Source organism: Leuconostoc mesenteroides subsp. mesenteroides ATCC 8293, from assembly GCF_000014445.1.
In the GTDB taxonomy this organism is placed as follows: Bacteria; Bacillota; Bacilli; order Lactobacillales; family Lactobacillaceae; genus Leuconostoc; species Leuconostoc mesenteroides.
Genome location: NC_008531.1, coordinates 1,089,668 through 1,113,773 on the forward strand (window position 1 = coordinate 1,089,668; position 24,106 = coordinate 1,113,773).

Annotated in this window: 27 protein-coding genes; 22 read left to right on the top strand and 5 right to left on the bottom strand. The window is 39.0% G+C overall.

Translation table 11 applies throughout. From position 1 onward, the window contains the following. Positions 1 to 14: 14 nt before the first annotated feature. From LEUM_RS05290 to LEUM_RS05355, 14 genes are all read left to right on the top strand, one after another. Positions 15 to 461: a cupin domain-containing protein gene (locus LEUM_RS05290; RefSeq protein ID WP_011679829.1), complete on the top strand. Its 447-nt coding sequence runs from the start codon at positions 15 to 17 to the stop codon at positions 459 to 461. Further along, on the top strand, positions 454 to 771 hold the full coding sequence (locus LEUM_RS05295) for a carboxymuconolactone decarboxylase family protein (protein WP_011679830.1): 318 nt from the start codon (positions 454 to 456) through the stop codon (positions 769 to 771). The genes LEUM_RS05290 and LEUM_RS05295 overlap by 8 nt, the downstream gene beginning before the upstream one ends. Before the next feature lie 68 nt (positions 772 to 839). Continuing rightward, the gene (locus LEUM_RS05300; RefSeq protein ID WP_011679831.1) at positions 840 to 1,583 is read left to right on the top strand and encodes an SDR family oxidoreductase; all 744 of its coding nucleotides are present in this window, start codon (positions 840 to 842) and stop codon (positions 1,581 to 1,583) included. A gap of 44 nt (positions 1,584 to 1,627) precedes the next feature. Beyond that, positions 1,628 to 2,494, top strand: coding sequence for an aldo/keto reductase (locus LEUM_RS05305; protein WP_011679832.1), 867 nt, complete (start codon positions 1,628 to 1,630; stop codon positions 2,492 to 2,494). 167 nt (positions 2,495 to 2,661) lie between these two features. Further along, entirely contained in the window at positions 2,662 to 3,540 is an 879-nt protein-coding gene (locus LEUM_RS05310; protein ID WP_011679833.1) for an aldo/keto reductase, read from the top strand. Positions 3,541 to 3,572: 32 nt separating this feature from the next. After that, on the top strand, positions 3,573 to 3,959 hold the full coding sequence (locus LEUM_RS05315) for a MerR family transcriptional regulator (RefSeq protein WP_010295482.1): 387 nt from the start codon (positions 3,573 to 3,575) through the stop codon (positions 3,957 to 3,959). Between the two features lie 152 nt (positions 3,960 to 4,111). Further along, on the top strand, positions 4,112 to 5,518 hold the full coding sequence (locus LEUM_RS05320; RefSeq protein WP_011679834.1) for an NAD-dependent succinate-semialdehyde dehydrogenase: 1,407 nt from the start codon (positions 4,112 to 4,114) through the stop codon (positions 5,516 to 5,518). An 88-nt stretch (positions 5,519 to 5,606) separates the two neighbouring features. Then, positions 5,607 to 6,482, top strand: a complete 876-nt coding sequence (locus LEUM_RS05325; RefSeq protein ID WP_011679835.1) for an alpha/beta hydrolase — start codon at positions 5,607 to 5,609, stop codon at positions 6,480 to 6,482. A gap of 236 nt (positions 6,483 to 6,718) precedes the next feature. After that, complete coding sequence (locus tag LEUM_RS10360) at positions 6,719 to 6,946, top strand: alpha/beta hydrolase family protein (RefSeq protein ID WP_010287471.1); 228 nt, start codon at positions 6,719 to 6,721, stop codon at positions 6,944 to 6,946. A 368-nt stretch (positions 6,947 to 7,314) separates the two neighbouring features. Continuing rightward, positions 7,315 to 7,392, top strand: coding sequence for a putative holin-like toxin (locus LEUM_RS10795; protein WP_243236589.1), 78 nt, complete (start codon positions 7,315 to 7,317; stop codon positions 7,390 to 7,392). 226 nt (positions 7,393 to 7,618) lie between these two features. Next, complete coding sequence (locus LEUM_RS05340; RefSeq protein ID WP_011679838.1) at positions 7,619 to 8,941, top strand: Y-family DNA polymerase; 1,323 nt, start codon at positions 7,619 to 7,621, stop codon at positions 8,939 to 8,941. Next, positions 8,934 to 9,302 carry a hypothetical protein gene (locus LEUM_RS05345; protein WP_011679839.1) on the top strand — a complete coding sequence of 123 codons (369 nt, stop codon included), beginning with the start codon at positions 8,934 to 8,936 and terminating at the stop codon, positions 9,300 to 9,302. Before LEUM_RS05340 ends, LEUM_RS05345 begins: the two co-directional genes overlap by 8 nt. Next, positions 9,299 to 9,553 (top strand): hypothetical protein, encoded by a 255-nt coding sequence (locus LEUM_RS05350; protein WP_011679840.1) that lies wholly within the window; start codon positions 9,299 to 9,301, stop codon positions 9,551 to 9,553. The genes LEUM_RS05345 and LEUM_RS05350 overlap by 4 nt, the downstream gene beginning before the upstream one ends. Before the next feature lie 16 nt (positions 9,554 to 9,569). After that, on the top strand, positions 9,570 to 9,890 hold the full coding sequence (locus LEUM_RS05355; protein WP_011679841.1) for a MazG nucleotide pyrophosphohydrolase domain-containing protein: 321 nt from the start codon (positions 9,570 to 9,572) through the stop codon (positions 9,888 to 9,890). Between the two features lie 395 nt (positions 9,891 to 10,285). Here LEUM_RS05355 and LEUM_RS05365 read toward each other — a convergent pair whose 3' ends face one another. Both LEUM_RS05365 and LEUM_RS05370 read right to left on the bottom strand, forming a co-directional pair. Continuing rightward, on the bottom strand, positions 10,286 to 10,609 hold the full coding sequence (locus tag LEUM_RS05365) for a hypothetical protein (RefSeq protein ID WP_011679843.1): 324 nt from the start codon (positions 10,607 to 10,609) through the stop codon (positions 10,286 to 10,288). After that, entirely contained in the window at positions 10,590 to 10,820 is a 231-nt protein-coding gene (locus tag LEUM_RS05370; protein ID WP_011679844.1) for a hypothetical protein, read from the bottom strand. Before LEUM_RS05370 ends, LEUM_RS05365 begins: the two co-directional genes overlap by 20 nt. Before the next feature lie 17 nt (positions 10,821 to 10,837). On the opposite strand from LEUM_RS05370, the gene LEUM_RS05375 reads away from it, so the two are divergent. Then, entirely contained in the window at positions 10,838 to 11,047 is a 210-nt protein-coding gene (locus LEUM_RS05375) for a hypothetical protein (RefSeq protein ID WP_011679845.1), read from the top strand. Positions 11,048 to 11,266: 219 nt separating this feature from the next. On the opposite strand, the gene LEUM_RS05380 is transcribed toward LEUM_RS05375, so the two are convergent. The 3 genes from LEUM_RS05380 to LEUM_RS05390 form a co-directional block, all read right to left on the bottom strand. Further along, positions 11,267 to 11,485: a hypothetical protein gene (locus LEUM_RS05380; RefSeq protein WP_011679847.1), complete on the bottom strand. Its 219-nt coding sequence runs from the start codon at positions 11,483 to 11,485 to the stop codon at positions 11,267 to 11,269. Between the two features lie 215 nt (positions 11,486 to 11,700). After that, positions 11,701 to 12,144 (bottom strand): hypothetical protein, encoded by a 444-nt coding sequence (locus tag LEUM_RS05385; protein ID WP_011679848.1) that lies wholly within the window; start codon positions 12,142 to 12,144, stop codon positions 11,701 to 11,703. Continuing rightward, positions 12,125 to 12,481 carry a hypothetical protein gene (locus LEUM_RS05390; protein WP_011679849.1) on the bottom strand — a complete coding sequence of 119 codons (357 nt, stop codon included), beginning with the start codon at positions 12,479 to 12,481 and terminating at the stop codon, positions 12,125 to 12,127. The genes LEUM_RS05385 and LEUM_RS05390 overlap by 20 nt, the downstream gene beginning before the upstream one ends. Before the next feature lie 517 nt (positions 12,482 to 12,998). Between LEUM_RS05390 and LEUM_RS05395 the strand changes: the two genes are divergently transcribed. The 7 genes from LEUM_RS05395 to LEUM_RS05425 all read left to right on the top strand — a co-directional run bounded on the left by LEUM_RS05395 (position 12,999) and on the right by LEUM_RS05425 (position 24,045). Further along, entirely contained in the window at positions 12,999 to 13,592 is a 594-nt protein-coding gene (locus LEUM_RS05395) for a deoxynucleoside kinase (protein ID WP_011679850.1), read from the top strand. Positions 13,593 to 14,027: 435 nt separating this feature from the next. Next, on the top strand, positions 14,028 to 14,294 hold the full coding sequence (locus LEUM_RS05400; protein WP_011679851.1) for a hypothetical protein: 267 nt from the start codon (positions 14,028 to 14,030) through the stop codon (positions 14,292 to 14,294). Continuing rightward, positions 14,281 to 16,548, top strand: coding sequence for an ArdC-like ssDNA-binding domain-containing protein (locus tag LEUM_RS05405; protein WP_011679852.1), 2,268 nt, complete (start codon positions 14,281 to 14,283; stop codon positions 16,546 to 16,548). Before LEUM_RS05400 ends, LEUM_RS05405 begins: the two co-directional genes overlap by 14 nt. Before the next feature lie 13 nt (positions 16,549 to 16,561). After that, positions 16,562 to 17,044 carry a hypothetical protein gene (locus LEUM_RS05410; RefSeq protein ID WP_010284510.1) on the top strand — a complete coding sequence of 161 codons (483 nt, stop codon included), beginning with the start codon at positions 16,562 to 16,564 and terminating at the stop codon, positions 17,042 to 17,044. Continuing rightward, on the top strand, positions 17,041 to 18,939 hold the full coding sequence (locus tag LEUM_RS05415; protein WP_011679853.1) for an AAA family ATPase: 1,899 nt from the start codon (positions 17,041 to 17,043) through the stop codon (positions 18,937 to 18,939). The genes LEUM_RS05410 and LEUM_RS05415 overlap by 4 nt, the downstream gene beginning before the upstream one ends. After that, complete coding sequence (locus tag LEUM_RS05420; RefSeq protein WP_011679854.1) at positions 18,926 to 21,946, top strand: type IV secretory system conjugative DNA transfer family protein; 3,021 nt, start codon at positions 18,926 to 18,928, stop codon at positions 21,944 to 21,946. Before LEUM_RS05415 ends, LEUM_RS05420 begins: the two co-directional genes overlap by 14 nt. Then, positions 21,943 to 24,045: a pLS20_p028 family conjugation system transmembrane protein gene (locus tag LEUM_RS05425; RefSeq protein WP_011679855.1), complete on the top strand. Its 2,103-nt coding sequence runs from the start codon at positions 21,943 to 21,945 to the stop codon at positions 24,043 to 24,045. The genes LEUM_RS05420 and LEUM_RS05425 overlap by 4 nt, the downstream gene beginning before the upstream one ends. The last annotated feature ends 61 nt before the right edge of the window (positions 24,046 to 24,106 follow it).

The window sequence follows — 24,106 nt, forward strand, 5'->3', positions numbered from 1 at the left end:
AAGGAGTTAGTTTTATGACAATTGCGAATGATTTATCTAAAAGTGTCATTTTCCCTTTAGGTGAAAAAATAACAAATAATTATTTTATAGGTGATGCTTATTTACAAATGATAGTTTCCAAACCCACAACATCTACTGGTGCTGTTGGGAATGTTACTTTTGCACCTGGGACTAGAAATAATTGGCATTCACATACAAAAGGTCAGACGCTTTTTATTACTGGCGGTGAAGGATGGTATCAAGAAGAAGGTAAGCCAGCAGAAAAATTAGTGGCGGGTACTGTCAAAGTTATTCCTGCAAATGTTAATCATTGGCATGGCGCAACCTCTGATTCTTGGTTCGTACATTTGGCGATTGCACCAGGCACAACAACGTGGCAAGGTCCGGTTGATGATCAGCAGTATATTGATGCAGAAAATGGTGAAGCTGTTTTTGAAACAAAAGGAGAAAATGATGGTTGAGAAGCAGACAGCAGGACACGATAAATTAGGCGAATTTGCACCAAAATTTGCAGAATTAAACGATGATGTTTTGTTTGGTGAGGTATGGTCACGAGAATCAGAGTTATCCGCCCACGATCGTTCAATAATTACGATTTCCGCACTGATTTCTGGCGGTAATATGGAACAAGCTGGGCATCACATGACGTTGGGTAAAAAGAACGGTATTACGCAAAAAGAGATTTCAGAGATGATCACACACCTTGCATTTTATGTCGGGTGGCCTAAAGCTTGGTCGGCATTTAATATTGCCAAAGAAATTTGGAATTAAATGCTTGACTTGAAGTTAACTCTAAGGTGTTTAATAAAGATATTGAAAAGAAAAGGAGAATTGTACGCATGGCCGATTCAAAAGTAATTGTTATAACTGGTGCCTCATCTGGTATTGGTGAAGCTATTGCTAAAAAGCAAGCAGCAGCCGGAGACAAGATTGTTTTAGGTGCACGTCGTGAGGAAAACTTGAAACAAATTAAGGCAGATATTGAAGCTGGCGGAGGTCAAGCAGAGTATTTAGTAACTGATGTCACAGATGTTGAGCAAGTTAAAGCGTTGGCTCAAAAAGCTATGGATGCCTATGGCCGTATTGATGTTTGGATCAACAATGCAGGATTGATGCCTCATTCATTATTAATTGATGCCAGAATTGACGATTGGAATCGCATGATTGACGTTAACTTGAAAGGTACGTTGTACGGTATTGCTGCTGCACAGCACATCTTCCATGATCAAAATACAGGTCACTTCATCAACTTGGGTTCTGTGGCTAGTCTTTATTCACATGCTGGTGGAGCGGTTTATTCAGCTACTAAATGGGCTGTTAAAGCCATCTCTGAAAGTTTACGCGAAGAAGAAGCGCAAGCTGGTAAAAATGTTCGTGTGACATCACTTTATCCTGGTGCAATTGAATCAGAATTGGTTGCTAATATGACGGATTCAAAGCGTCGTGAAGCAACAGCTGAATTTTACAAGAACTTTGCCATTCCAGCTGAACGTATTGCGCAAATTGTTAATGATGTCTTGAATATGCCAACAGATACGACACTGAACGAAATTGTTGTACGGCCAACAACTCAAGTACAATAAATTATAATATACTTTTTGGAAAAATTATTTAATGGAGAAAAAATATGAACTTTAAAACACTTAATAATGGTGCGCAAATGCCTCAACTAGGATTTGGTGTATTCCAAATTCCTGCTGAAGAAACAAAGCAAGCAGTTGTTGATGCGATTAATGCAGGCTATCGCTCAATTGATACAGCTCGTGTTTATGGTAATGAAGCAGAAACTGGTCAAGGTGTCAATGAAGCGATTGCTAATGCTGTTGTGGCACGTGAAGAACTTTTCTTGACAACAAAATTGTGGCTTTCAGAATTTTCTTACGAAGCAGCAAAAGGAGCAATTGATGATTCGCTAAAAAAATTGGGTACGGATTATGCAGATTTAATCTTATTACACCAACCTTATGGTGATGTTTACGGTGCCTACAAAGCTTTGGCAGAAGCACAAGCTGATGGTAAAGTAAAATCAATTGGTATTTCTAATTTTTATCCAGCTAAGTTTGTTGAATTTATTAAAGTTATTAAAACAATGAATTTGCCAGTACCACAAATTGATCAAATTGAGTTCCACCCATATTATCAAGAAAAAGTTGCTCGTCAATTGCATGATAAGTATGGTGTACAGATTGAAGCATGGGGACCACTTGGCCGTACTGCAAACAAGTATGATACTTTCCATCAACCAGAGCTTGTTGAAATTGCTGCAAAGCATGATAAGTCTGTGGGACAAGTAGTCCTTCGTTGGATTATGCAGTCGAATATTATTACAGTAGCAAAGTCAGTTAATCCAAGTCGTATGGCAGAAAATATTGACATCTTTAACTTTGAACTTGATGATGATGATATGAAAAAAATTGAAACACTTGATAAAAATGAACCAATTTTTAATCACTTGGATATCAGTACAGTTGAAAGAATGTATGGTTGGGTGTAATCGGTACAGTTAATGTAGTAAAAGTAAATTTATCAAAAAAATTATAGTTAGTATTGACTTTGAGTGTACTCTAAGGTCTATGCTATATGTATTAACAAAGAAAGGGAATGTGTTAGATAGTGTGCACTGACTAAATGAGCAGACAAATCAACACAAAGTGATTAATCATGGAATATAAAACATTAGCAAGCGACATCAAAATGCCAGTATTGGGGTTTGGTGTTTTCCAAGTGCAAGAAAAAGGAGCAGCCAAACAAGCTGTTATTGATGCCATCAAAACAGGATATCGTTTGATCGATACTGCTGCTAGTTATGGTAACGAGCGTGAAGTTGGTGAAGGTATCGCTGAAGCCATTGAAACAGGTTTGGTAACACGCGAAGAATTGTTCGTTACGTCAAAGATGTGGGTTCAAGATGTTTCAGCTGATAAGGCTGCGGCAGCTATTCAAGCATCACTTGATCGTTTGAAGTTGGACTATTTGGATTTGTATTTGTTACACCAACCATACAATGATGTCTTTGGTGCATGGCGTGCAATGGAAGCAGCATACAAGGCTGGACAATTAAAAGCTATTGGTGTTTCAAACTTTGATATTGCACAGTTGACAAACTTGGCTGAGTTCTCAGAAATTAAGCCAATGTTGAACCAGATCGAAGCTAACCCATTCCAACAAAATAAAAAAGATGCTGCTTACTTTGCAGAATATGGCGTTCAAGTTGAGGCATGGGCACCATTTGCAGAAGGTAAGAATGGTTTGTTCTCAAACGAATTGTTGCAAGGTATTGCAGACAAATACAACAAGTCAATTGCACAAGTTGTCTTGCGTTGGTTAACACAACGAGACATCATTGTTGTTGCAAAGTCGGTTAAGCCGGAACGTATGGCACAAAATTTGGATGTGTTAGACTTCAAACTAACTGATGAAGAAATGCAAGAAATTGCAACATTGGACACTAATATTAGTCAATTCTTTGACCATGCTGATCCTGATATGATTAAATGGATGGCAGGTCGTGAAATCAGCTATGATGTGACGGCTGATTAATTCAAAGTAAAAGATAATTAATTGGTGCAAATATGAATATTAAAAAAGCTGCTGAGACAACTAAATTAACTGCAGATACGATTCGTTATTACGAGCGAGTTGGCATCATTGGCGCAGTACCAAGATTAGAGAATGGTATTCGAGATTTTGATGAAAGAAGTTTAACACAACTACATTTTGCTAAAATAATGAGAAACGCTGGTATGAGTATTGAAGCATTAAAGCAATACATTGATTTGATATATGAAGACAATGAAGCTACTATACCTGCACGAAAAGCGATGTTGGTGGATGCAGCTGATGAAATGGATCAAAAAATCAATGATTTGGTTGTTGCTAGAGATTATTTGAGAAGCAAAGTAGATAATTATTACGGGCATATGCGTGACATGGAGCAAAAATTAGTAAGTGATGAATAAGTCTATGTTCATTACAATGAATAACACTAAAAACTGAAAAATATAAATCAACATCTCTTCATAAAATTAATTTTCAATGCGAAAATATAGTATTGATTAGGCCGTGTAACATTTTATAATTCAGTATATTTAGTAATGAAAGGTCGAATAATATGAGTTATCAAACAATCAATCCATTAACAGATGAAGTGATTAAAACATATGACAATCATGATGATGCCTATGTCGAAAAAGCAATTGCAAAGGGTCATGCACTGTATAAAAAATGGCGTAATGATCCTGTTGAAAGTCGTGCCGCAGCGTTGAATAAAGTGGCTGACGTGATGGAAGCACAAACGGATGAGTTAGCCAAAGTCTTGACCCTTGAAATGGGAAAACGTTTCCTAGAAGCGCAAGGCGAGGTTGCTATTTGTGTATCAATTGCACGTTATTATGCCAAAAATGCAGCGGAATTTTTGAAACCAGAACCAATTGAATCATCGATTGGACCAGCCCAAACCATTTCAAGACCAACTGGTGTCTTGATGACAGTTGAGCCTTGGAACTTCCCATACTATCAGATTATGCGTGTCTTTGCGCCTAACTTCATGGTGGGTAACCCAATGCTATTGAAGCATGCAAGTTACACGCCAATGGCTGCTGGTGCTTTTGAAAAAGTTGTTAGCGAAGCAGGCTTACCAGACGGTGCTTTTACTAATCTTTACGTTGACTATGATCAAGTTAATCATATTATTGCAGACGATCGTGTTCAAGGTGTGGCATTGACAGGATCAGAACGCGCTGGACAACTCATTGCTGCGGAAGCTGGTAAGAGCATGAAGCAGAGTTCACTTGAACTTGGTGGTAGTGATCCATTTATTGTGTTGGAAGATGCTGATCTTTCAGAAATTAAGAAAATTATTGGTGGCGCACGGTTGTATAATGCTGGGCAAGTCTGCACATCATCAAAACGCTTTATCGTCACAGAAAATAACTATGATGCAGTGTTAGATATGCTCAAAACAGCGTTTGCTGAAGCAAAAATTGGGGATCCAATGGACGCAACGACAACGTTGGCACCATTGAGTACTTCAAACGCTAAGCAGAACCTGACAAAGCAAGTTAAGTTAGCCGTAGAAGCAGGGGCAACGCTTGCGTATGGTAGCGTAGAACAAAACTTGCCAGCTGCACAATTTGAGCCAGTCATTTTGACAAACATTACTAAGGAAAACCCAGCATTTTATCAAGAATTCTTTGGTCCAGTTGGACAAGTATACAAAGTCAAGGACGAAGAAGAAGCAATTGCTTTAGCCAATGATTCGCACTATGGTTTGAGTGGTGTTGTGTTTGGTGGTTCAGCTGATCATGCTGCGGAAGTTGCTTCACAACTAGAAACAGGTGCAGTCTTTGTGAACAGTTTTGGTGGGACATTACCAGAATTACCATTCGGTGGTGTTAAAAATTCAGGATACGGTCGTGAATTAGGTCGCTTCGGTATTGAAACATTCGTCAACAAAGAAACAATTGTGACGAAGCATGAACCAATTGATTTAAATGATGCATTTGGTGGGTTCGTTTAAAGACAACAAAAACATTATTGACATTCCAGCAAAATAAAGCCATGCTGAGATTGAGATAGTGTTTTTTTTTGAATATAGGTAAAGAAATATGAGCTATAAACTCCGTCAGCAAGCTTTTGTTGTGTCAACTGTGGTTATATTTGTATTATTAATAATTCTAATGGTCGCTAATTTATTGCCTAAAGACATAAAAAGGAACAACCAAGTTGATTATAACAATATCCCAACATTCTTTTTTCATGGCGGTGGCAGTAATTATCATGCGGAAGATCAAATGGTTAGCGCGGCACAAAAAGATGGTGTAACTTCGACAGTAATAATTGCGTTCGTTAGTAAAACAGGAAAAGTCAGGCTGAGTGGTAATATTCCTGAAAACGCGAAAAATCCAATAATCAAAGTTAATTACGCAGATAATCGTGAATTAAATTATAATAAACACGGTTATTATGCAACAAATGTTGTTAAAAAAGTTACCTCAATCTATCATTTTAAAAAAATGAATATGGTAGGACATTCAGTAGGTAATATCTCAATTATTTATTATATGTTGCAAAATGAGCATAAAAGAAACATGCCTATTTTGCAAAAATCAGTGAACATAGCGGGACATTTTGCAGGATTAAAGTTTAATCATATTCCAAAGTCCATTCAAGAACCCGCTAACTTATCATTGAATAAGGATGGAAAACCAAATAAGATGAATGAAAGTTTTCAACAGATGGCAAGAATAAGAACGGATTATCCTGCAAAACAATTGGCAATTTTGAATATTATTGGTGATATTGGCAACAAAGCTGATGGCACAGTATCAAATAATTCATCATTATCACTGAAGTATATTATTGGTAATCGTGCTAAAACCTATCGTGTGCAAAAAATTGTAGGTAAAAATGCTCGTCATTCAATATTACATGAAAATAAAAGAGTTGATCAAATTTTAATCGACTTTTTGTGGTATAAGTAAGAAAAAATCTATTATTGTAGGCTTTATGGATTCGGAGGTGACGACTATTCAAGAGCAACTATTGGCTACTTCCGAAGCATGAGAGAGAAGTACGTGGTGAAGACACCTGATTTCAAACAATTGGCCCCTGATGAAGCGGGAAAGAGGCCATATGCCTTGTACCGAGATGGCTATGCTTATTACGCACAGAATTATACCCACCTAAACTCATCCTTTATTTATACAATAAGTAGTCAATGAACTTGATGACGTTTGATGCCTCAGAGAACGTGCATTTAATTAATGAGCGTCTGTTGATGATGGCAGAGAAAACGGCGGATACTTTCTATTCGACCGAAAAAACATATTCCAATGCAACTGGTATAAAAGATCGCGAATTGTCCTTATTTGAAGATGCACAACATATTGAGACATATTGGAAACCAGACTATGTTAAGCAAGAGTCAGAGAAACTGATACAATAGTTATCTGATAGGCAATAATTTTTAAAATTTGTCCACGGAACATCGGAATAAATTTACCAATTAAAGTTGACATAACAAACGCTATACAAAGTAACGCTATATCAACGTTTCAAAGGTGTCAAAAATAAGGTTTCCAAAAAAACTTTCACAAAGTCTTTGGAAGCCTTATTTTATTACTCATTTTTGAAAATTTCACAAGCGTTTAAGCTTTAGACCAATTGCCAAATTTAGGTGTGATATACTAGTTACAGCAAACAAGTTAAGATGGTGGCTATCCCGAGTGGAGGTGGTGCTTATGGTGTTAAAACTGTAAACCCAGATTCTAGGAAAGGAGATGCCTAGTGTCCGTTTCGGATACTTTACAGCTAATGATTGGTTTTGGGACATTTGTCTTGATGCTGGTTGGATTAGTTGTTGAGCTGATAAAAAACAGCAATAAAAAATGACCACTCTTAACTTTGGAATAGAGTTAGTGGTCATTAATTAATCATTATACTTAGCCACCGTCTAAAACGGGTTTGCTAGGAGTCGTAGTTCGCGCTACGGCTCTTTTCTATGTCTTTATTATAGCATAGCTTTTAACTTTGTCACAAATTTAATGTTTTGTTCGCTTGCTTAATCGAACGCTTGTTCGTATAATGAATTATACACAATTGTTTTTGGAGGTTGCTGATGGAAAACGCAATCACAACTGAATATGATTATAGCAAAGAAAACCGTGGCGTGTTCTTCCTAATTGATTCAAAAAGTTTCTACGCCAGTGTTGAAAATGTTGAGCGGGGCTTTAATCCATTAAAGGGCGATTTAGTCGTGATGTCTGAACAAGCAAACACGAATGGTGGTTTAGTCCTAGCGGCATCACCAACAGCTAAGAAGGACTTAGGCATTAGTAATGTGATGCGCCAGCGTGATTTACCTGATGTGCATGGCTTGTTTATCGCACACCCTAGGATGAATAATTATATTGCTGAAAACCTAAAAATCAATAATATTTATCGTCAATATACCGATGATATTAATTTGCTGCCGTACTCGATTGATGAGTCTATTTTAGACGTAACCCACTCTTGGCGGTTGTTTGGTAAAACTCCTGAGGAAGTAGCTTTTAAAATTCAAAAGCAAGTTAGAGCGGAAACGGGTGTCTATTTAACAGTTGGCATTGGTGACACGCCTGTGCTCGCAAAAATAGCCTTAGATATTGAAGCGAAACACACTAGAAACCTGATGGGTGTTTGGCACTATGAGGATGTGCCGACAAAATTATGGCCAATTACGAAACTGGATGATGTCTGGAGTATTGGTTCCCGCACAGCACATAAACTTGAAGTGATGGGTATCCATTCAATGTACGATTTGGCGCATCAGGACCCTTATCAATATAGAGCCAAAATGGGATTGGTTGGCGAGCAATTGTTTGCCTTATCTTGGGGCATTGATCGTACAGATATGGCTGAGGTGGTCGTGCCTAAAAGCAAATCATATAGTAATTCCCAGGTATTGCCTCGTGATTATAAACGAAAAGAAGAGATTGAGATTGTTGTTCGTGAAATGGCTGATCAAGTGGCGACCAGGATTAGATCACATAAGAAACAAACTTGTTTGGTAAGCTTGTTCATCGGGTATTCTTTTGCCGAAAGTGAACGCCAGGGAAGTCATGGTTTTAGAAAGCAACAAAGGATTGATCCAACTAATGATACCCGAAAATTAATGGCTATCATGGTGGCTTTGTTTGAAAGGCATTGGCATGGTGAAGTGATTCGTAATATCGGGATTGATTATGGCGGCTTAATTGAAGACACTGGCGTGCAACTTGACCTCTTTGAGCAACCAGAAAAATCAATTAAATTCAACAAGATTGATCAAGTCGTTGATGAAATTCGAAAACGCTTTGGTACCACGGCTCTGATGCGAGCAATGTCAAAAGAAAAAGGTGGTACGGCGATTAACCGTGCCAGCCTCGTTGGTGGACATAACGGAGGTAACAGTTATGAATGATGCAGAATTTAGTAAGATGATTAACAATTACTTTCAAAACGACTATCGCGAGCGTGGCAAGGTGAAGTGGAATGGCTATTTCCTGTCGGACCATACCTCAGCTTTAAAGCGTGAAGCACAGAACAAAAATGCCGTACCTGTTAAACTGCCAATGATGTCCTTAACGGCTTGTCAAAATATCTTGCGTCATGCCTCAGCGAATTATGAATTTGTGACTGTACAACAAAATATTGAGGACACGGACGGTCAAATAGTACCTAACCTAACAGGTTTGGTCGATGGTTTTTCTGATTTGGGTGTCTATATTAATGAATCCTATATTGCCTTTGAAAATATTAGAGCGGTGGTGAAAGAAGAATGAATCAAATTGATGCTATCATTGTAGATATTAAAAAGATGTTTGCTAAACAACCTAACACAATCTATGAGGTGAGAGTGGTTGATCAAATATACTCAAAGAAGGTTAACATTTTCTTTGAATACTATAAAATTGGCAAAGCAACACACTCACAACAAATAGCTCGCTTAGATAGTGAGTACAGAGAACAGATACCTGAAATCATTGCTAAAATTCGCAAAGAAACAGGGTTAACAGTTAATACCAACATTTAATCAAAGGAAATTCAAAATGATAATTGATGAACATAGACAATGGCTAATAAATTTTTATAAACAACGTGACTGGTATCAATATTCACCATTTATCCGTCTCAACTTTTTGATGGAAGAAGTTGGTGAGCTGGCACAAACAGTACGAGCCATTGAATTGGGACGTGATCACCCTGGTGAAACATCACAAACATCGACGCAACTTAATGAGCATCTTAAAGAAGAATTAGCTGATGTTTTGGATCAAGTTTTAATTTTGAGTGATAAATATCAGCTAGATGTGGACGACTTAATTGTCCAAAGTGAAACAAAGCTGAAAAAGCGCTTTCATGAAGACTAAAGATTCATGCTATAATGATAAACGTAAATGATACCAGTGGCATTTACAACGCGCTTAACCATTGGATACTGAATGTTATTGTTCGGTAAAAGCTCTGATTATCAGGGCTTTTTATTTTGTTATGAATTGTGATGACGCGGCCAATATATCATTAGTGCTAAGGCAAGTGACAGAATGAGAATAATTAGCACCAGCATCACTAAGATACTTTTGATGCCAAAAGCAATAGCTAGGCTTATCAAAATAATAAGTGGTAAATAAAAGTACCAATACGAAATCAAATGACCAACAAATAGGATACTCAAATACAGGATGGTGCCAATGATGTGGCCGAACAGCCAAAATAGAAACATTGCTAATAAACATAAACAAAAAATTAACATGATTTTATCCTCCTATTCGGATAGTTTTGTCAGACAGAGAGAAAAAAGCTCCTTTGTCACTGAGGGATAGTTCAATAGATTCTTAATATCAAAGTGCGTTTTCGTATAAGCGCAGACCAGATAACCAAAATACCAGTCATGGCCTGATTCACTCAGACCATCTGGGTGGTCAACAAAAAGACGTTGCAATCGCTTTAAAATACGCGGACCAAAAATAGCATCGTCAAAGATTGCTTGTGCTAAATCTGGGTAGATATATTGGCCATTGCTTTCTAAAATGACTAATCCGTTGGCATTAGTAATGGTAGACAATGTTTTAGTTGTGAGTTTTGACATGAGTTTTCTCCTTATGGGGCAGGTGACCAGTGTCAATCCAGCTACGCGTCGCTTTATAAGCGGACTGCTTAAAAGCCAAGCATGCTAAGACATAAAAGCCAGCCAGGGTGAGCAAAACATACAGCATCGTGCCATTGATGACCATTAATAAAATATCCAAACTGATAATTGATGTGGCAATAGTAGTGATAACTTTGGTAATTCGATTCATAGTAGTTCTCCTTGAGTATGTACGCACCAGGCAGAAACTTTTTCCTGTCGGCCCTGCCTGTGATTGGTGTGTTATTTCGTTTTGACGAAGAACATGAGGACACAAGCAGCGCAGAATACAAGGGTGAGCGTAGCGAATTTACGAAGCCCTTGTATTTTGTGCTAGTGCTTGTTGCTGTGGTATCATCACCACAGCTTACAAGTCACTGGTTGTGGCACAATGTTTGACTCAAAGCGAAGTGGCACCCAAGAGCTTGGCAGGACTAGCGTAGCGTGTTTGATCCCGCTTGCGGGTCTGGGGAACACGGCAAAAAATTTTACCGCTCATCATCTTCACGCGCAATCATAATCACACCGACTAGGTAATATAAAATATAGACCAGCATGGCAATTAGCATGAGAAGTTTAAAAACGAATACACCCATAAACACACACTCCTATCTGTGATTAAAATTCCTCGTAGTCCGTTGTCTCTTGTTTGTACTCCGCACTGATTTCACGTAAATCTAAATCATCTGCTCCTAAAATCACTTTTTCATCAAAATAGTGACGTTTACCAATTTCAACAGCTTGTATCAGCTTCTGCTCATCTGTGAGTGTATCAGGGACATTAACTGCCACTGTTCTAACCAATGTTTCCATAAATTTAACGTTGACGATTGCCATATTATTCTCCTTAAATTGTGGTTCTTAGGGTAACGTGTTTACCCTCAGCCAATTCTTCCGTGATAAATGCACTTAATCGCAGTGCTTCATCATCTGATAAATCTATTTCACCTGAGTCATTGCTAGTGGACTCACTGACGTGAATTTAACTACCGCCCATAGGAAATTCAGTAGACCATGAAAAGTAACGTATGGCTATCTTTTCAATCACTTCATCATTCATTGTTATTAGTCTCCTGTTGGTTTTGCGTGTAATAGGTGAGTCCGTTTTCTTCAACTTGATTGAACATTTGGATAAAGTCCTTATCAAGGATATTTTTCTTTTTGTTCAATTCAAATTGTGACCAAGTAAATTCCATTGCTTGATATTGACTAGGGGTAAGACTGCTCGGCTTTACTTTGGTATCAAGGCAGAGCATAGCTTGATAAAACAACTTTGGGCTTTCTTTTTGCAAGGCTTGTAAAGTGTTAAAAATGGTGTTGACTAATGAGATACTAACATTGGCTTCAACCATTTCTTCAAAGCCTTTACTTAATTGCGCTTTATAGTGATTAGTTGGCACTTTGGTCTCATTGAACAAATAAGTCATATCAGCGATTGATTGTGCCATTTTGGCGATTGGTAATTTGCTAAAGTCATCATAGAATTGCTTTGTCATTATTTTTCTCCAGTTCATCAACATTGACTAATTTAATATTGTTGCTGTATTGGGTGGCTAAAAAGGCAAACGTGTCTTTCAAAATATAATCTGTAGAACGATTAACGCCATAGATTTGTAAATAAATTGGGTAGCCATGCGTGAGAACAACTTGCTTATCAGTTGAGGCATAACGTACGGTATGACCGCTGTTGCGAATGAGTTGATAATAAACTTCCATAAGAAATAAACCTTTCCAAAACTTTTTCCTGTTGGCAATCGCTCCAATTGAGCTGGTTACATCGTGACGGGTAACAATTGGCATGATAACCAAAGAAACACAAGGATTGCGCAGCAACTTGCCACGTCCTTGTGTTTCTTTGTAGAGAGTGTTTGGCGCTTACGCCTTACAGACTCTTTATCATGCGATTGTGAAAACGGCACAGAGCAAACAGAACAATTTGGTGCGATGCGAACGGAAGTGAGCCTTTTGACCCCCAATTAACTTTACTGGTGTGGTATTAACCACGCCTGTCAAGTTAATGTTCAGGGGGACTGGGGGAAGGACTATGATTAAAAATAGTCATTTTTTTTTGAGAAATTGACTGAGCAATAGCGTCAAGCACTGTATCAATTGACACACTCGCTGAAATCCAAACATCCATTGGTTCGTTTATAAATTTTTGTATTCGTAACCATTTGACATGTGGACAAAGCAACGCAAAAAAATAACCCAACTTATTGACTTCAGAACATTGATAGTGTCTATAATATAAAGGGTATTGTTGCAATTAAAATGAAAAAATATCATTGGAAGAGTGCCTTCATCACTGAATTTAATATTGGCATGAGAACAGAGTAGTTAGGTGGAAATAATGGTTAATTTGTCATTACAAGGTTCTATGGCTGTGGGGAAAACTACTGCCTTAAGGCTTATTGAAAAACATGATTCTACAATTCATATTAGTCATGAAAAAAATAAACAGGTTGTTGATGAAATCAGGAATAGAAAATTAGACAAAAATAGATACAACGACTATATAGAAATACAAAGATTATTTATTTTAAACGAGGTTAAAAGATATCAATTGGCTTCTCAATATAATTGTTCCATAATGGATTTTGGAGCAGAAGAGATTGAATTCTACACGTTAAATTATCCAAAAGCAATCGGAATTGATTGGGAAGTAGCTAAACCTTTAGAAACAGAGCTACAACTTTTAAAAAGATGTTTCCCGAAAAGAATTCTTTACTTAAATGCTGCAAACGAAACATTAGTAGAACGAAAAAAAAGAGATATCTCAAGAAACAGAGAATTTTTTGATTTCTATGTTCAAAAATTATTACCCTTAAAGCGAGAATGGTTTTTTAATCAGGATGTTGTTGATGTTATAGAAGTCGATAGTAAATCAGAGAGAGAAGTAAGTGATTCCGTTTATGAATGGATTGGTATCCAAATGAATAAATAGCGACTGTCATTTGTTCCGATACTAAAAAGATCAACTACATTAAAGGTGAAGATTATTCTCGATGGAGATAAATTTTCACCTTTTGAGATTTACTTTAACATTTGAAGGATGCAACATATTTAACCCCTAGATTTTTTTAGCTTTTTAGCTTGTTAGAGTTTTGGTAGTCACAAAAGCAAGAATGGATGGTGCATAACAGCCAGCAGGCAGGAAAGCCATCACATTTAAACGGTTTGGAAATCGTTTAAATGTGATGGCTTTTTTTGAACCCCCAATTAACTTTACGGGTGTGGTATCAACCATGCCTGTAAAGTTAATTTTTTTTTTTGTGGGCTGGAGGAATTTGTGTTGTCTCAGGAAAAACCATTTACTTTTATGAGGTTATTTAAAAGGTTGGTATATTGACCCTATATTAAACAAAAAGGGAGCTACAAAATGGCTAAAAAAACGATTGACCAACAAATTAAAGAAAAGCAAACACGTTTGGATGAACTAGATTTACAGGCAAAAGCAATTCAAGACGAAAAGCGCGCGATTAAAAAAGACATCAAACAACTTAATGATTCCCTGGTGGCTGAATTGGGAAGGTCACTGTTAGCCAAAATGAATTTGGAAACAGATGACATTGACCAGGCATTTGCTGAATTGAATCACTTGCCAATTGACAAACAAGTTGGAGGACAAGCCCATGGCGATCAGTAAGGAAGAACGTTCGCAACTCAAGCTGTTACCAATTCGTGGCTATTGCGATTGGAAGGGTATTCCATACACGACGGACACTCCCACTGAGTTACGTATGGTTGATCATGACAGTTTAGTTGTTAGAACAAAATTAAACCGCTTTGTCTGGAACTCAACTGGCGTTAAAGGTGACTTGGTTGATTTCATTCACTACTACGAATTAGGCAAATCAGACGGGGACAGTAAAGGTGCCGCTATTAAAAATCAACTGGCCTACGCGCGCTTTGTCAAAGGTGAAAATATTGATGTCTCTAAACTTTATGAAGACAGCACGCCTCGTTACAAGTTTGATTATGATAAAGTCTTCAAAACCCAGGAAACAAACGTGGCTAAAGATTATTTAGTTAATCAACGCAAGCTCAATCCACAGTTCGTTGACAATTTATTGAAAAGTGGCGCAGTGGTGCAAGGTAGCCGTTACCGTGAAGGTGATAAGCTGCATCAAAACCCCGTCATCTTCCCCTGGAAGGATGTGAATGGCAAAATTGTGGGCGCTGATCGTCAAGGGACTGAACAAGACTTTGAACATTACAAAAAACGTGGCACATCCAAAAAAATCTTTGCTGGCAGTGGTACCTCAACGGGATATAACCTCTCATTTGGATCAGGCGACAAAACATTAATTTTATTTGAAAGTCCAATTGACTTATTGAGTTATGCGCAACAAAATCATCAAGATATGGTGAAAAGTAACGCCACACTATTGTCTGTGTCTGGTACTGATGCCAAACGTGGCTTGCAATATTTGAATGATGCGGTTGCTGCCAAGCGAGCCAAATTCAATAAGATTATTGTGGCTTTTGACAACGATGTCGCAGGGTTTAAAGCCGCTGATTACTTTGATCGTTTTAGTTTTAAAAATCCAATTACTGGTGAAGCGATTGAAGCAGGGCGTCATATTCCCTTACAAGGCAAAGATTGGAACGAACAATTGAAAGCAGGTGTTACAGGGCGGCGCGTTATGAGTATGACGGATAATGCTAATCGCTTAGATGCCTTAGAAAAACTTGCAGTGCAAGAGACACAAACAGGCAAACCAGATTATGTGGATGTCAAAATGAGTACCATTCAACCTGTTAAGCCAGCAGTTGACGAAAAAACACCTAAAAAGAGTAAAGAACGTCGTTCCAAAGCTGATCGTCGTAAGGAAAATGCTTTGAAGAATAAGCAGATAATTCAAGAGGCAATGGGAAAGGTGGCCAAGTACCAACAAGATCCCGCTGAACTTAAAAAGCTCCTTGACTTTACCGCGACTGGCTTAAATTATTCGGCTCGTAATTCAATGTTGATTCAACTACAAAATCCAAAAGCCACCTTGTTAAAAGGCTACAAACAATGGTCTGCTGATGGCATTCAAGTCAATAAAGGTGAGAAGGGCATCAAAATATTTGGTGCCCCAACAAACTTAAAGACGATTATTGCTGAAAATGGCGAAAAAATACGCTGGTCTGATGCAACGCCAGAGCAAAAGCAATTAGCTAATAACAAGCAATTGGAAGTCCGCAGTGTGAAACATTATCCAGTCGAAACGGTGTTTGATGTTCGGCAAACTAATGCCACTGCTGCGCAGTTGCCCAGCATGCTACCCAATCGTCCCATTGACTTAGCAACGGATAAAAGCCCAAAACATTTGGATGCGGCCTATAAAACGTTGTTGAAGTTCGCCGACAAACTTAAAGTGCCCGTCATTGACCAAGGTGTAGATGAACAAATTGCCAAGCGGCCAATGACCTGGCAGGGACAAGCAAAAGGGGCCTTTGTTCAATCAAAAACCAATAAGGATGAAAAATATATCCTATTGCGCAGTGATCTTACCCCAACCGATAAAATCCACACCTTAGCATACGAAATAGCGCACGCGCAGCTTCATTCTTTGCAGAGTCAAAATAATTGGCCCACAGCCATTAAAGAAACGCAGGCAGAGTTATCCAGCTATGTGATTACTAAAAACCTAGGCATTGAGCCTGGTGAGAAAAGCGTTGATTATATTGCGGGTTGGTCGAAGAATTTAAAGGCGCTAGAGGGTCAAAATACTGGCAAAATCATTAGTCAAGCACTCAAAGCTAGTACGGATGTTACTCAGTATCTATCGGATAACTTGAGCAACGGTGAAGTCCGTCAACCAAAAACAACAAAATTGCTTAAGCCTGATAAGTTAGCGGTTGTTGAACAAAACTATCAGGCCATTAATCAAACAAGTACACGACACATGTAAAAGGAGCAAACACATGTCACAAGAAAACATTCAAGAAGTTACAGGCTTTATCACAGGCATTACAAAGTCTGCGGAAGTTAATATTTTATCCTTCCAGGAAAAGGGTCAACCAGGTGCCATTGCATTGACAATTGAAACCAGACGCTACCACGAATTATTCCCAGCAGGCGATCCAATTTTAGGCATTGAAATGGTGGCCGTATTACAACAAGTTGGCAAGAAACTACAAGTGGTGTCAATTTATGATCCCGAAGGTGATTGTATTGCCGCTGATGAAGTGCCAGAACTTGGCCTATTGAATCATCAATTAGATGATGTCAAAAACACTGATGTCTACACAAGTTTACCCGCTGATCGTCAAAAAGCAGTTGATCACATTGATGCGAGTACAAGCGAATTAGAAGAATTAGCCAGAGAACATGATGCTGCCAATCAAGTCCCTGAAAGCAATACGAATTATGGTGATCCCGTCACCGACCAGGGAGGGAATGAATGATTGAATTAAAACAAAACAATACCACACCTTACCTTGATCGCTATACAACAGACATTAGCGCCAAAGTGATGTCTGCTCCAGAAAAATATCATGCCTACGAACGTGAAAGCATTACACGTCGTATCATGGTCTCTCTGATGAAACAAATTCAAAATGCGCCTTTATTAGTTGGGTTACCTGGCGTTGGTAAAACAGCTATTGTAGAGGATTTGGCACGTCAATTGTTAAGTACCTCAGTTTCTTCCCTCAAAGGCAAGCACTTAGTTCAAATTAGTTTGGCCAACTTGATGAAAAGCAGCGATGGTGAGTCATTTGCGCATAAGTTTCAAGCGATTATTGATGAATTGATTGCTAATAAAGATACTGTGATTGCTTTTATTGATGAAATTCATCAAATTGTTGGCACTGGTGCTGAAACATCAGGTAGTTCATTGGATGCGGGTAATATTATTAAACCAGCCCTGAGTCGTGATGATCTCCAAATTATTGGGGCGACGACTACGAAAGAATTTCACGAATATGTGGCGCGTGATGGTGCACTGATGCGGCGATTTGATTTGATTGAAGTGCCAGAATTAAGCTTTGAACAAACGAAAAACGTTTTATCTAAAGTCGCCTTACAACTCAATAACGGTATTGAAGTGCCAGAAACAGTACAAGACAGAATTATGGCACTATCACAACGCTATATCACTGACCGTTACTTTCCTGAAAAGGCAATTATGTTGCTGGATGGTGCGTTAAGTGTAGCACGCCTAGATAATCGACCAACACTGTCAAATCAAGACGTAGCTACGATTATCCATGATGATTATCATGTGCCTGAATATGTCATTAATCAAACGACTGATGAACGATTATTGAACTTGTTACCAAGACTCAAAAGCCAGGTGATTGGTCAAGACACAGCCTTAGAAAAAGTTGCGATGAAACTGACTAATCGTGAGGCAGGACTAGCCGACACTTCAAAGCCTGAGTCATTTCTCTTTATGGGTCCAACTGGTGTTGGTAAAACTGAGACAGCTAAGCAACTAGCGCTAAATCTATTTGGTAATAAACAGAACTTTATTCGATTTGATATGTCTGAGTTCAAGTTTGCAGGGACTAGCCTAGAAAGATTTAAAGATCAGCTCACAACTAGAGTCAGGCACACACCTTACGCCGTATTATTGTTGGATGAAATTGAAAAGGCTGATCCAGAAGTCATGGATTTACTTTTGCAGGTCTTAGATGATGGTCGTTTGAGTGATGAATATGGTCGTGTCATTAATTTTAAAGACTTAATCATTGTCATGACAACTAACTCAGGGGCAACAGCAGTGATGAATCGTGATGCCAAATCAGATGCTGTTAAAGAAGACAAAAAGCGTCAAGCAAACTTTGAAGAACAACTCGAAATTGCCTTGCAAAGTGATGGTTACCGTCCTGAGTTTATCGCTAGAATTGGTGCCATTATTGTCTTTGATGTCTTAAAGATGGCGGATATGGTGCGAATTGTTGAATTGAAGTTGTCACGACTCAATCAAAAAGCACAAGAGAGTGGTTTCAATATTGTTTTTGACACACAAGAGGTGGCACGCTATATCCCATCATTTGACCTGGGCTTTGAGTATCTAAATGGTACACAGGAAGTCAGCTCACCAATTGCCAACTACATCGCAGACGTTGGTTATAAACCGTCTCGAGGAGTCAGACCAATTGATGACACGATTGCTACGTATGTGAGTGATCCAGTGTCTGCCGCAATTATCCAAAAGCGACAAGGACTAGGACAGGACTTTGATACTTTCATCTTTAGAGCCATTGGTAATCCACCATCTTTGACAAGTCCTTATGGTGAATGGCAAGTCGTGGTTTCCACAGCTAAGGAGGCAGCAGACAATGAAGCTATTTAAAAAAGATTATCGTGCCGAAAGACAATTCATGCGCGAAAGTTACATTCGTTGGCGTGGTCGTCCCTGGTTCTTGTGGTTGTATGGCATTATAGCAACTATTGGTGTGATATTTATATCGCTTTACGTCACGATTATTGTTGACTTGTTAATAAGAGTGGTTGGCCCATATATTCAAGCCTTCAAGTTTTATATGCAAAGTGGTGTTGCTCATTGGCCTGAATTCAATGATGTCATGAACATGACCGCGACTGTGCTCAATCCACTCAATATTTTCACTATTCTGTCTCGACTAACTTTAGTGACAAGCATTGTACTAATCCTTTGCTTGTTACTCCTACTCAAAAAATATGTCTTCCAACGCATCTATGACTGGTATCAATTGTTTAGAGACCAAACGCGTAATACTAACCGTTTTGCGGAAGTCCGTGAAGTGGATAAGGTTTACAAATTGATTCCTGATCGCAATAAGAATTTTAAGGGTCACCCAGGACAACCAGTGCTGCACACACAAGGATACACCTTCGAATTCTTTATGATTCATCCGTTCCTGTGGGCGTGGCAATGGTTTAAGCGGCCACTAGGTATGAATTCACTAGAATTTAGCGGGGTGTACAAAAAAATACGTCCCGTTTTACTGGAACGTTTGCCAAAGCTATTTGAAAAGCAACTGAATGTTCAAGGCGGTTTTGATGGTTTTTATTGGGTGGATACCAGTAACACCCATTCAAAGACAACTGGGATGACGCGTTCTTCAAAAGACCAAATGCGAGGCTATACCTTAATTGACATCATTTGTCGTGCCGAAATCAAATGGAACATTATTGATACTGATGCCAAAAACGAAGATGCCAAAATGAGTTACAAGTCATTACGCACAGCAGGTTATGACGTGAAATTACTCAATATCATGGAGCCAAGTGAGTCTGAGTCCTGGAATCCTCTTGAAATTGCGATTGATTATGCCTTTGATGGGGATTGGGACAGTGCCAATACGGAATTGCGTAAGGTTGTACAAGTCATTGGTGGATCAAGTGGTGAAGAAAGTAGTCACAAAGATATTTGGGATAGTGCCGCTGAAAGTACCATCCAGGCAGTCATGCTCACGGTGCTAGATATTTCTGTACGTCACCAGGACAAATCAATGGTGACCATCTCAAACGTCCTGCAATTCATCAATGATATGAACAAGTTCACGGATAAAGAAGGTGATGGCTTAACTAAGTACATTACTAACATTGGTAAACTACCGCGAACACCAGCGCGCAATATGATTATTCTAAACGCCGCTGAGTACCTATCTGCCACAGGGGATACCAAATCATCAATTTCTTTCTCAGTTATGAATCGTTTGAATTTGTTTGCCTCAGAGTCAATCACACGTTTGACAACCTTCAACACTATCAATTTGACCGATTTAGGGTTTCCAAGAATGCTAAAGATTAAGTTCTCTGCCTGTTATAAAGGCGTCCATGTGAGCATTCATGTTTATGAATCAGGTAAAAAGCATGCAATAGAAAAGGACAAGCTAACTGTGTCCCAATCAGGCACGCTAACTTATCCGATTCATAACCATTTACCCGTCTCATGGCAAATTGAGTTGTCACTCGATAATGATGGCAATTCAATTGCGATGCGTAAACAGTCGTTTACGTTGACTGGTAAGATTGTACAACGAAAATTACTCAATGGCAAGATTAAGCGTGACTTGTTTTCTAAGCAGCCTGTCATCCAATGCCTGGTTGATCAGATTAAACCACAAGGCACTACTGAGACACCAGGTGTCAACTTGCGTTACTCAGAAAATCCAATGGCAGTCTTCATCATCACGCCACAATCTAACGATGATTTTTCCGCTTTGGCCAGCTTGTTTATCTCACAAGTTTTCTCAGTCAATACGGACATTGCATCAACGATTACCCGCAGGAAAATGGACAGTTGGATACTTTATAAGCTCAATGAGTTTTCTATGTTCCCACGTATTCCAGGCTTCACCAACATTCTAACGCGTGGTTTAACCTATGGGCATTTGGTTGATTTGTATATTCAAACCTTAACACAACCACGATTGCATTATTCTGAAATGGAAACCAATGACATCAATGGTAACACGGGTAACTGGTTCCACATTTTAACTAATGATGAGCAAACGAATGAAGCCTTATCCAAGCAATTAGGTGAGGTTGAAGTCCAAACCGAATCAGTCAATTCACAGATTGGGTTAGATCGTCAAGATCGTGGTAATCGCCATGCACAAGTTAGCAAGGTTCGGCTGTTGGATGCCAAAGAAATTAGTGAATTGAGTCCTCGTGAAATGATTACCATCCGTACGATCAAACGTGCTGATAAGAAGGGGCGTTCTGTTCGCCCTTTGCCAATTTTCTCTACGGGTGCTTACCGAATGCCGTTTGCCTATGAATTATTGGGTAAGCAGTATTCACTTGATTACTATACGGCAGACTTGAACATCAAAGCGCAGCATAACGATTTGAAATATGATGACCTCTATCATGACTTTGTGCCTTACTTTGATGAACTTGATCAACAAGTCCAACTAGAAATTGAGGAAGACGGCGCAAGTGGCAATCAAATTGATAATCGTCAAATCAATACGTTAGCTGATGATGAAATCAACAACATTTTGGCCAAAGCGCATCAAGGTATCGAAACAGCCACAGTGCAAACACAACAAGAACTCTCTGATGAGGAACGTTACTTAAAGTGGAAACATGACTTTAACCCTGATGAGCCTTTTATGACCGAAGAACAACTAGACAATGTTGAGCTACGTCAAATTGTAGAGAAATCCATCAAAATGAGGATACCACGCTCAAATAAGACCGAAGAACAAAACAGTGCCGTTGCTTACTTAAATCGTGGCAAATATTTGACACTTTCTGGCAACAACAATAACGGTAAAGTTCTAAGATTACTAAACAACGAACCCGCATACATGTGGGAAATTTATAAGCAGCTCAACGCTGCAACAATTCAAGGAGAAGTCGAATGACAAATCTATTCACGGGTATCAATACATTAGCTGATAGTTTACCAACGTTACCTAATAATGGGCCGACAGCTGATTTTTACACGCAATGGTCGCAATACCTGTCACCATTGCCCCATATATTTTTAACATTGATCATGTTATTCATGCACAGTATCGCGTTAATTTTTTATTACATTGCTAATGCGGTCTTCACAGCATACCAATCATCATTCAAGTTATTGGACTTTATGAATATCTTTTTCCAGCCTAATAGTGATGTTTATCAAAATTGGAATCTAGGTAATATCCTCAAAGACTTCCTGTACTTGGGGTTTGTGATATTTGGTATTATGATGATGGTGCAGTGGATTCAATACACCGCTACTTCTGGTCGCAAAGGTAGGGAATGGCCTAAGGGTATAACCATTACAGTTGCCGTTATCACGGCTTTACCCTGGGCGATTGGATTGATGAGCGGCATTGGGACAGCCACGGTCAATGATACATCCGGTACAAAGGACAAGAACATTGTTACACAATTATGGCAGGGTAATTCTACTAATTTAAAGGAATTAGCAAAAAATAATTTTGATTTATCAAAATATAAGAACCAACATGTTTTAACTAATGATCAAATTGAAGGTTCAGATTTCCACTCAGTGATGAGTGATGCTGGTTACACCGACGGTTTAAGTGACGCTCAAAAGTCTGTATTTACCAAAAAAATAGGTGGCAATGGCAACATGGTTGATATTACCGGTGACTCACTTGTTCTGGGTAAGACATTTGCGGATGATTATCCAGTGATGAAAACAAACTGGTTAGGAATTATTGGTGGTGAGATCGTCTTTATTATTGTCGTAGCTGGGGCAATTGTCCGTTTGCTATCGTCTGTTTATAAAATGGCTTTTATGGCAGGTTCAATTGTTTACTTTGGCCTCAGAGATGGCACACAAGGCAAACGTGTCCAACAAGTTCTGGGAATGATTGAGGGACAAATAACAGGTATTGTCATGATGCCAATTTCATTAATCTTCTTCTTTGCCTGGGTAGAATTTGCCTTTAATACCATTAATGGTTTAGGTCTAGATATGTGGCCATTTACAATTTTGTCGATTGCCGCTCTGCTATCTGGTGGTAAAGGGCTCGCAGTTGGCTTTGAAATGATTGAACAATGGACTGGTGTTCGCTCAGGCCATAATCCTGTTGCTTCGATGATGTTAGCCAATCAAGCTGCTCACATGGTAGGTGGCGCCACAAGGGTTGCCAAGAAAAATATTGGCAAGGGTCTCAACGCAATTTCACCAGAACAGAAAAAGAAGAATCGTGAACTAGGTAAGAAGATTGCCAACTCAGGTGGCAATCAAGGCTTAGATAATAGTAAAGCACTGACTGATCATAGCTTAAATGATACTGGTGTCGCTGCATCCGCACAAGCCACAGGTAAGGCGGCAAAGGCGGCTGAGGTAGCAGGACGTACAGTCGGAGCAATGAAACATCCAGGTAGTTTATTGAAAAACACTGGTCGTGCGGCTGGTGATAAAGTTAAAGGTGGCGTGAATAAAGCCGTTGGCAATGTCAAAGATTATGCTGGTGGTGTCGCCGACAACTTTGCAGGAGGACAACAAGCCGTTGAAGCCTTTAATAAACGTCATTCACCTGTGACACCAAAAGCAAACAGCGGTGATACACCATCTTCTTCTCAACCACGTAATGTGCATGAAGCACTTTCAAAGGCTGTCACAGATTCACCTAATTCTCATCCAAAGGATACAGCAAATAAGTCTCAATCTAACATAAGCCACGCTATGTCAGATGCACACCGTGGCTTACCTACTAGAACTAATTCACCCAAGTCTAGCGCTGCTGATTCAACTAAGCCAATTGTGAGTGGTGGAACAGTTGTTCAACCTAAGGGAGTCGGTGCAACACCAGCAACCATGTCACGTCCAAACACCCCACGTTTGAGCGGTACATTGCCTGGCAAAAAGTCGGTGACTCAACCGTTGACAGCAGCGCAACAAAAAGAAAAGGATCGCGCCTGGGCTGAGAGTGTTATTGCAAAACAAAAAGCAAAAATGCAGAATCAACAAAGTGTATCAAGTAAAGAAGACAAGTGAAACTTTTAATTTGTAGGCTAATACGGTAACATTAACAGTAGTTGATTTTAGGGAGTATACT

Bases quoted from the DNA above. Each gene is read 5' to 3' on its own strand.
- LEUM_RS05410 (WP_010284510.1), top strand. From the start codon at position 16,562: ATGTCACAAGAAAACATTCAAGAAGTTACAGGCTTTATCACAGGCATT.
- LEUM_RS05415 (WP_011679853.1), top strand. From the start codon at position 17,041: ATGATTGAATTAAAACAAAACAATACCACACCTTACCTTGATCGCTAT.
- LEUM_RS05395 (WP_011679850.1), top strand. From the start codon at position 12,999: ATGGTTAATTTGTCATTACAAGGTTCTATGGCTGTGGGGAAAACTACT.
- LEUM_RS05320 (WP_011679834.1), top strand. From the start codon at position 4,112: ATGAGTTATCAAACAATCAATCCATTAACAGATGAAGTGATTAAAACA.
- LEUM_RS10795 (WP_243236589.1), top strand. From the start codon at position 7,315: ATGATTGGTTTTGGGACATTTGTCTTGATGCTGGTTGGATTAGTTGTT.
- LEUM_RS05295 (WP_011679830.1), top strand. From the start codon at position 454: ATGGTTGAGAAGCAGACAGCAGGACACGATAAATTAGGCGAATTTGCA.
- LEUM_RS05400 (WP_011679851.1), top strand. From the start codon at position 14,028: ATGGCTAAAAAAACGATTGACCAACAAATTAAAGAAAAGCAAACACGT.
- LEUM_RS05365 (WP_011679843.1), bottom strand. From the start codon at position 10,609: ATGTCAAAACTCACAACTAAAACATTGTCTACCATTACTAATGCCAAC.
- LEUM_RS05300 (WP_011679831.1), top strand. From the start codon at position 840: ATGGCCGATTCAAAAGTAATTGTTATAACTGGTGCCTCATCTGGTATT.
- LEUM_RS05380 (WP_011679847.1), bottom strand. From the start codon at position 11,485: ATGGCAATCGTCAACGTTAAATTTATGGAAACATTGGTTAGAACAGTG.
- LEUM_RS05385 (WP_011679848.1), bottom strand. From the start codon at position 12,144: ATGACAAAGCAATTCTATGATGACTTTAGCAAATTACCAATCGCCAAA.
- LEUM_RS05305 (WP_011679832.1), top strand. From the start codon at position 1,628: ATGAACTTTAAAACACTTAATAATGGTGCGCAAATGCCTCAACTAGGA.
- LEUM_RS05315 (WP_010295482.1), top strand. From the start codon at position 3,573: ATGAATATTAAAAAAGCTGCTGAGACAACTAAATTAACTGCAGATACG.
- LEUM_RS05420 (WP_011679854.1), top strand. From the start codon at position 18,926: ATGAAGCTATTTAAAAAAGATTATCGTGCCGAAAGACAATTCATGCGC.
- LEUM_RS05350 (WP_011679840.1), top strand. From the start codon at position 9,299: ATGAATCAAATTGATGCTATCATTGTAGATATTAAAAAGATGTTTGCT.
- LEUM_RS05375 (WP_011679845.1), top strand. From the start codon at position 10,838: ATGTACGCACCAGGCAGAAACTTTTTCCTGTCGGCCCTGCCTGTGATT.
- LEUM_RS05290 (WP_011679829.1), top strand. From the start codon at position 15: ATGACAATTGCGAATGATTTATCTAAAAGTGTCATTTTCCCTTTAGGT.
- LEUM_RS05355 (WP_011679841.1), top strand. From the start codon at position 9,570: ATGATAATTGATGAACATAGACAATGGCTAATAAATTTTTATAAACAA.
- LEUM_RS05425 (WP_011679855.1), top strand. From the start codon at position 21,943: ATGACAAATCTATTCACGGGTATCAATACATTAGCTGATAGTTTACCA.
- LEUM_RS05370 (WP_011679844.1), bottom strand. From the start codon at position 10,820: ATGAATCGAATTACCAAAGTTATCACTACTATTGCCACATCAATTATC.
- LEUM_RS05325 (WP_011679835.1), top strand. From the start codon at position 5,607: ATGAGCTATAAACTCCGTCAGCAAGCTTTTGTTGTGTCAACTGTGGTT.
- LEUM_RS05345 (WP_011679839.1), top strand. From the start codon at position 8,934: ATGAATGATGCAGAATTTAGTAAGATGATTAACAATTACTTTCAAAAC.
- LEUM_RS05340 (WP_011679838.1), top strand. From the start codon at position 7,619: ATGGAAAACGCAATCACAACTGAATATGATTATAGCAAAGAAAACCGT.
- LEUM_RS05405 (WP_011679852.1), top strand. From the start codon at position 14,281: ATGGCGATCAGTAAGGAAGAACGTTCGCAACTCAAGCTGTTACCAATT.
- LEUM_RS10360 (WP_010287471.1), top strand. From the start codon at position 6,719: ATGAACTTGATGACGTTTGATGCCTCAGAGAACGTGCATTTAATTAAT.
- LEUM_RS05310 (WP_011679833.1), top strand. From the start codon at position 2,662: ATGGAATATAAAACATTAGCAAGCGACATCAAAATGCCAGTATTGGGG.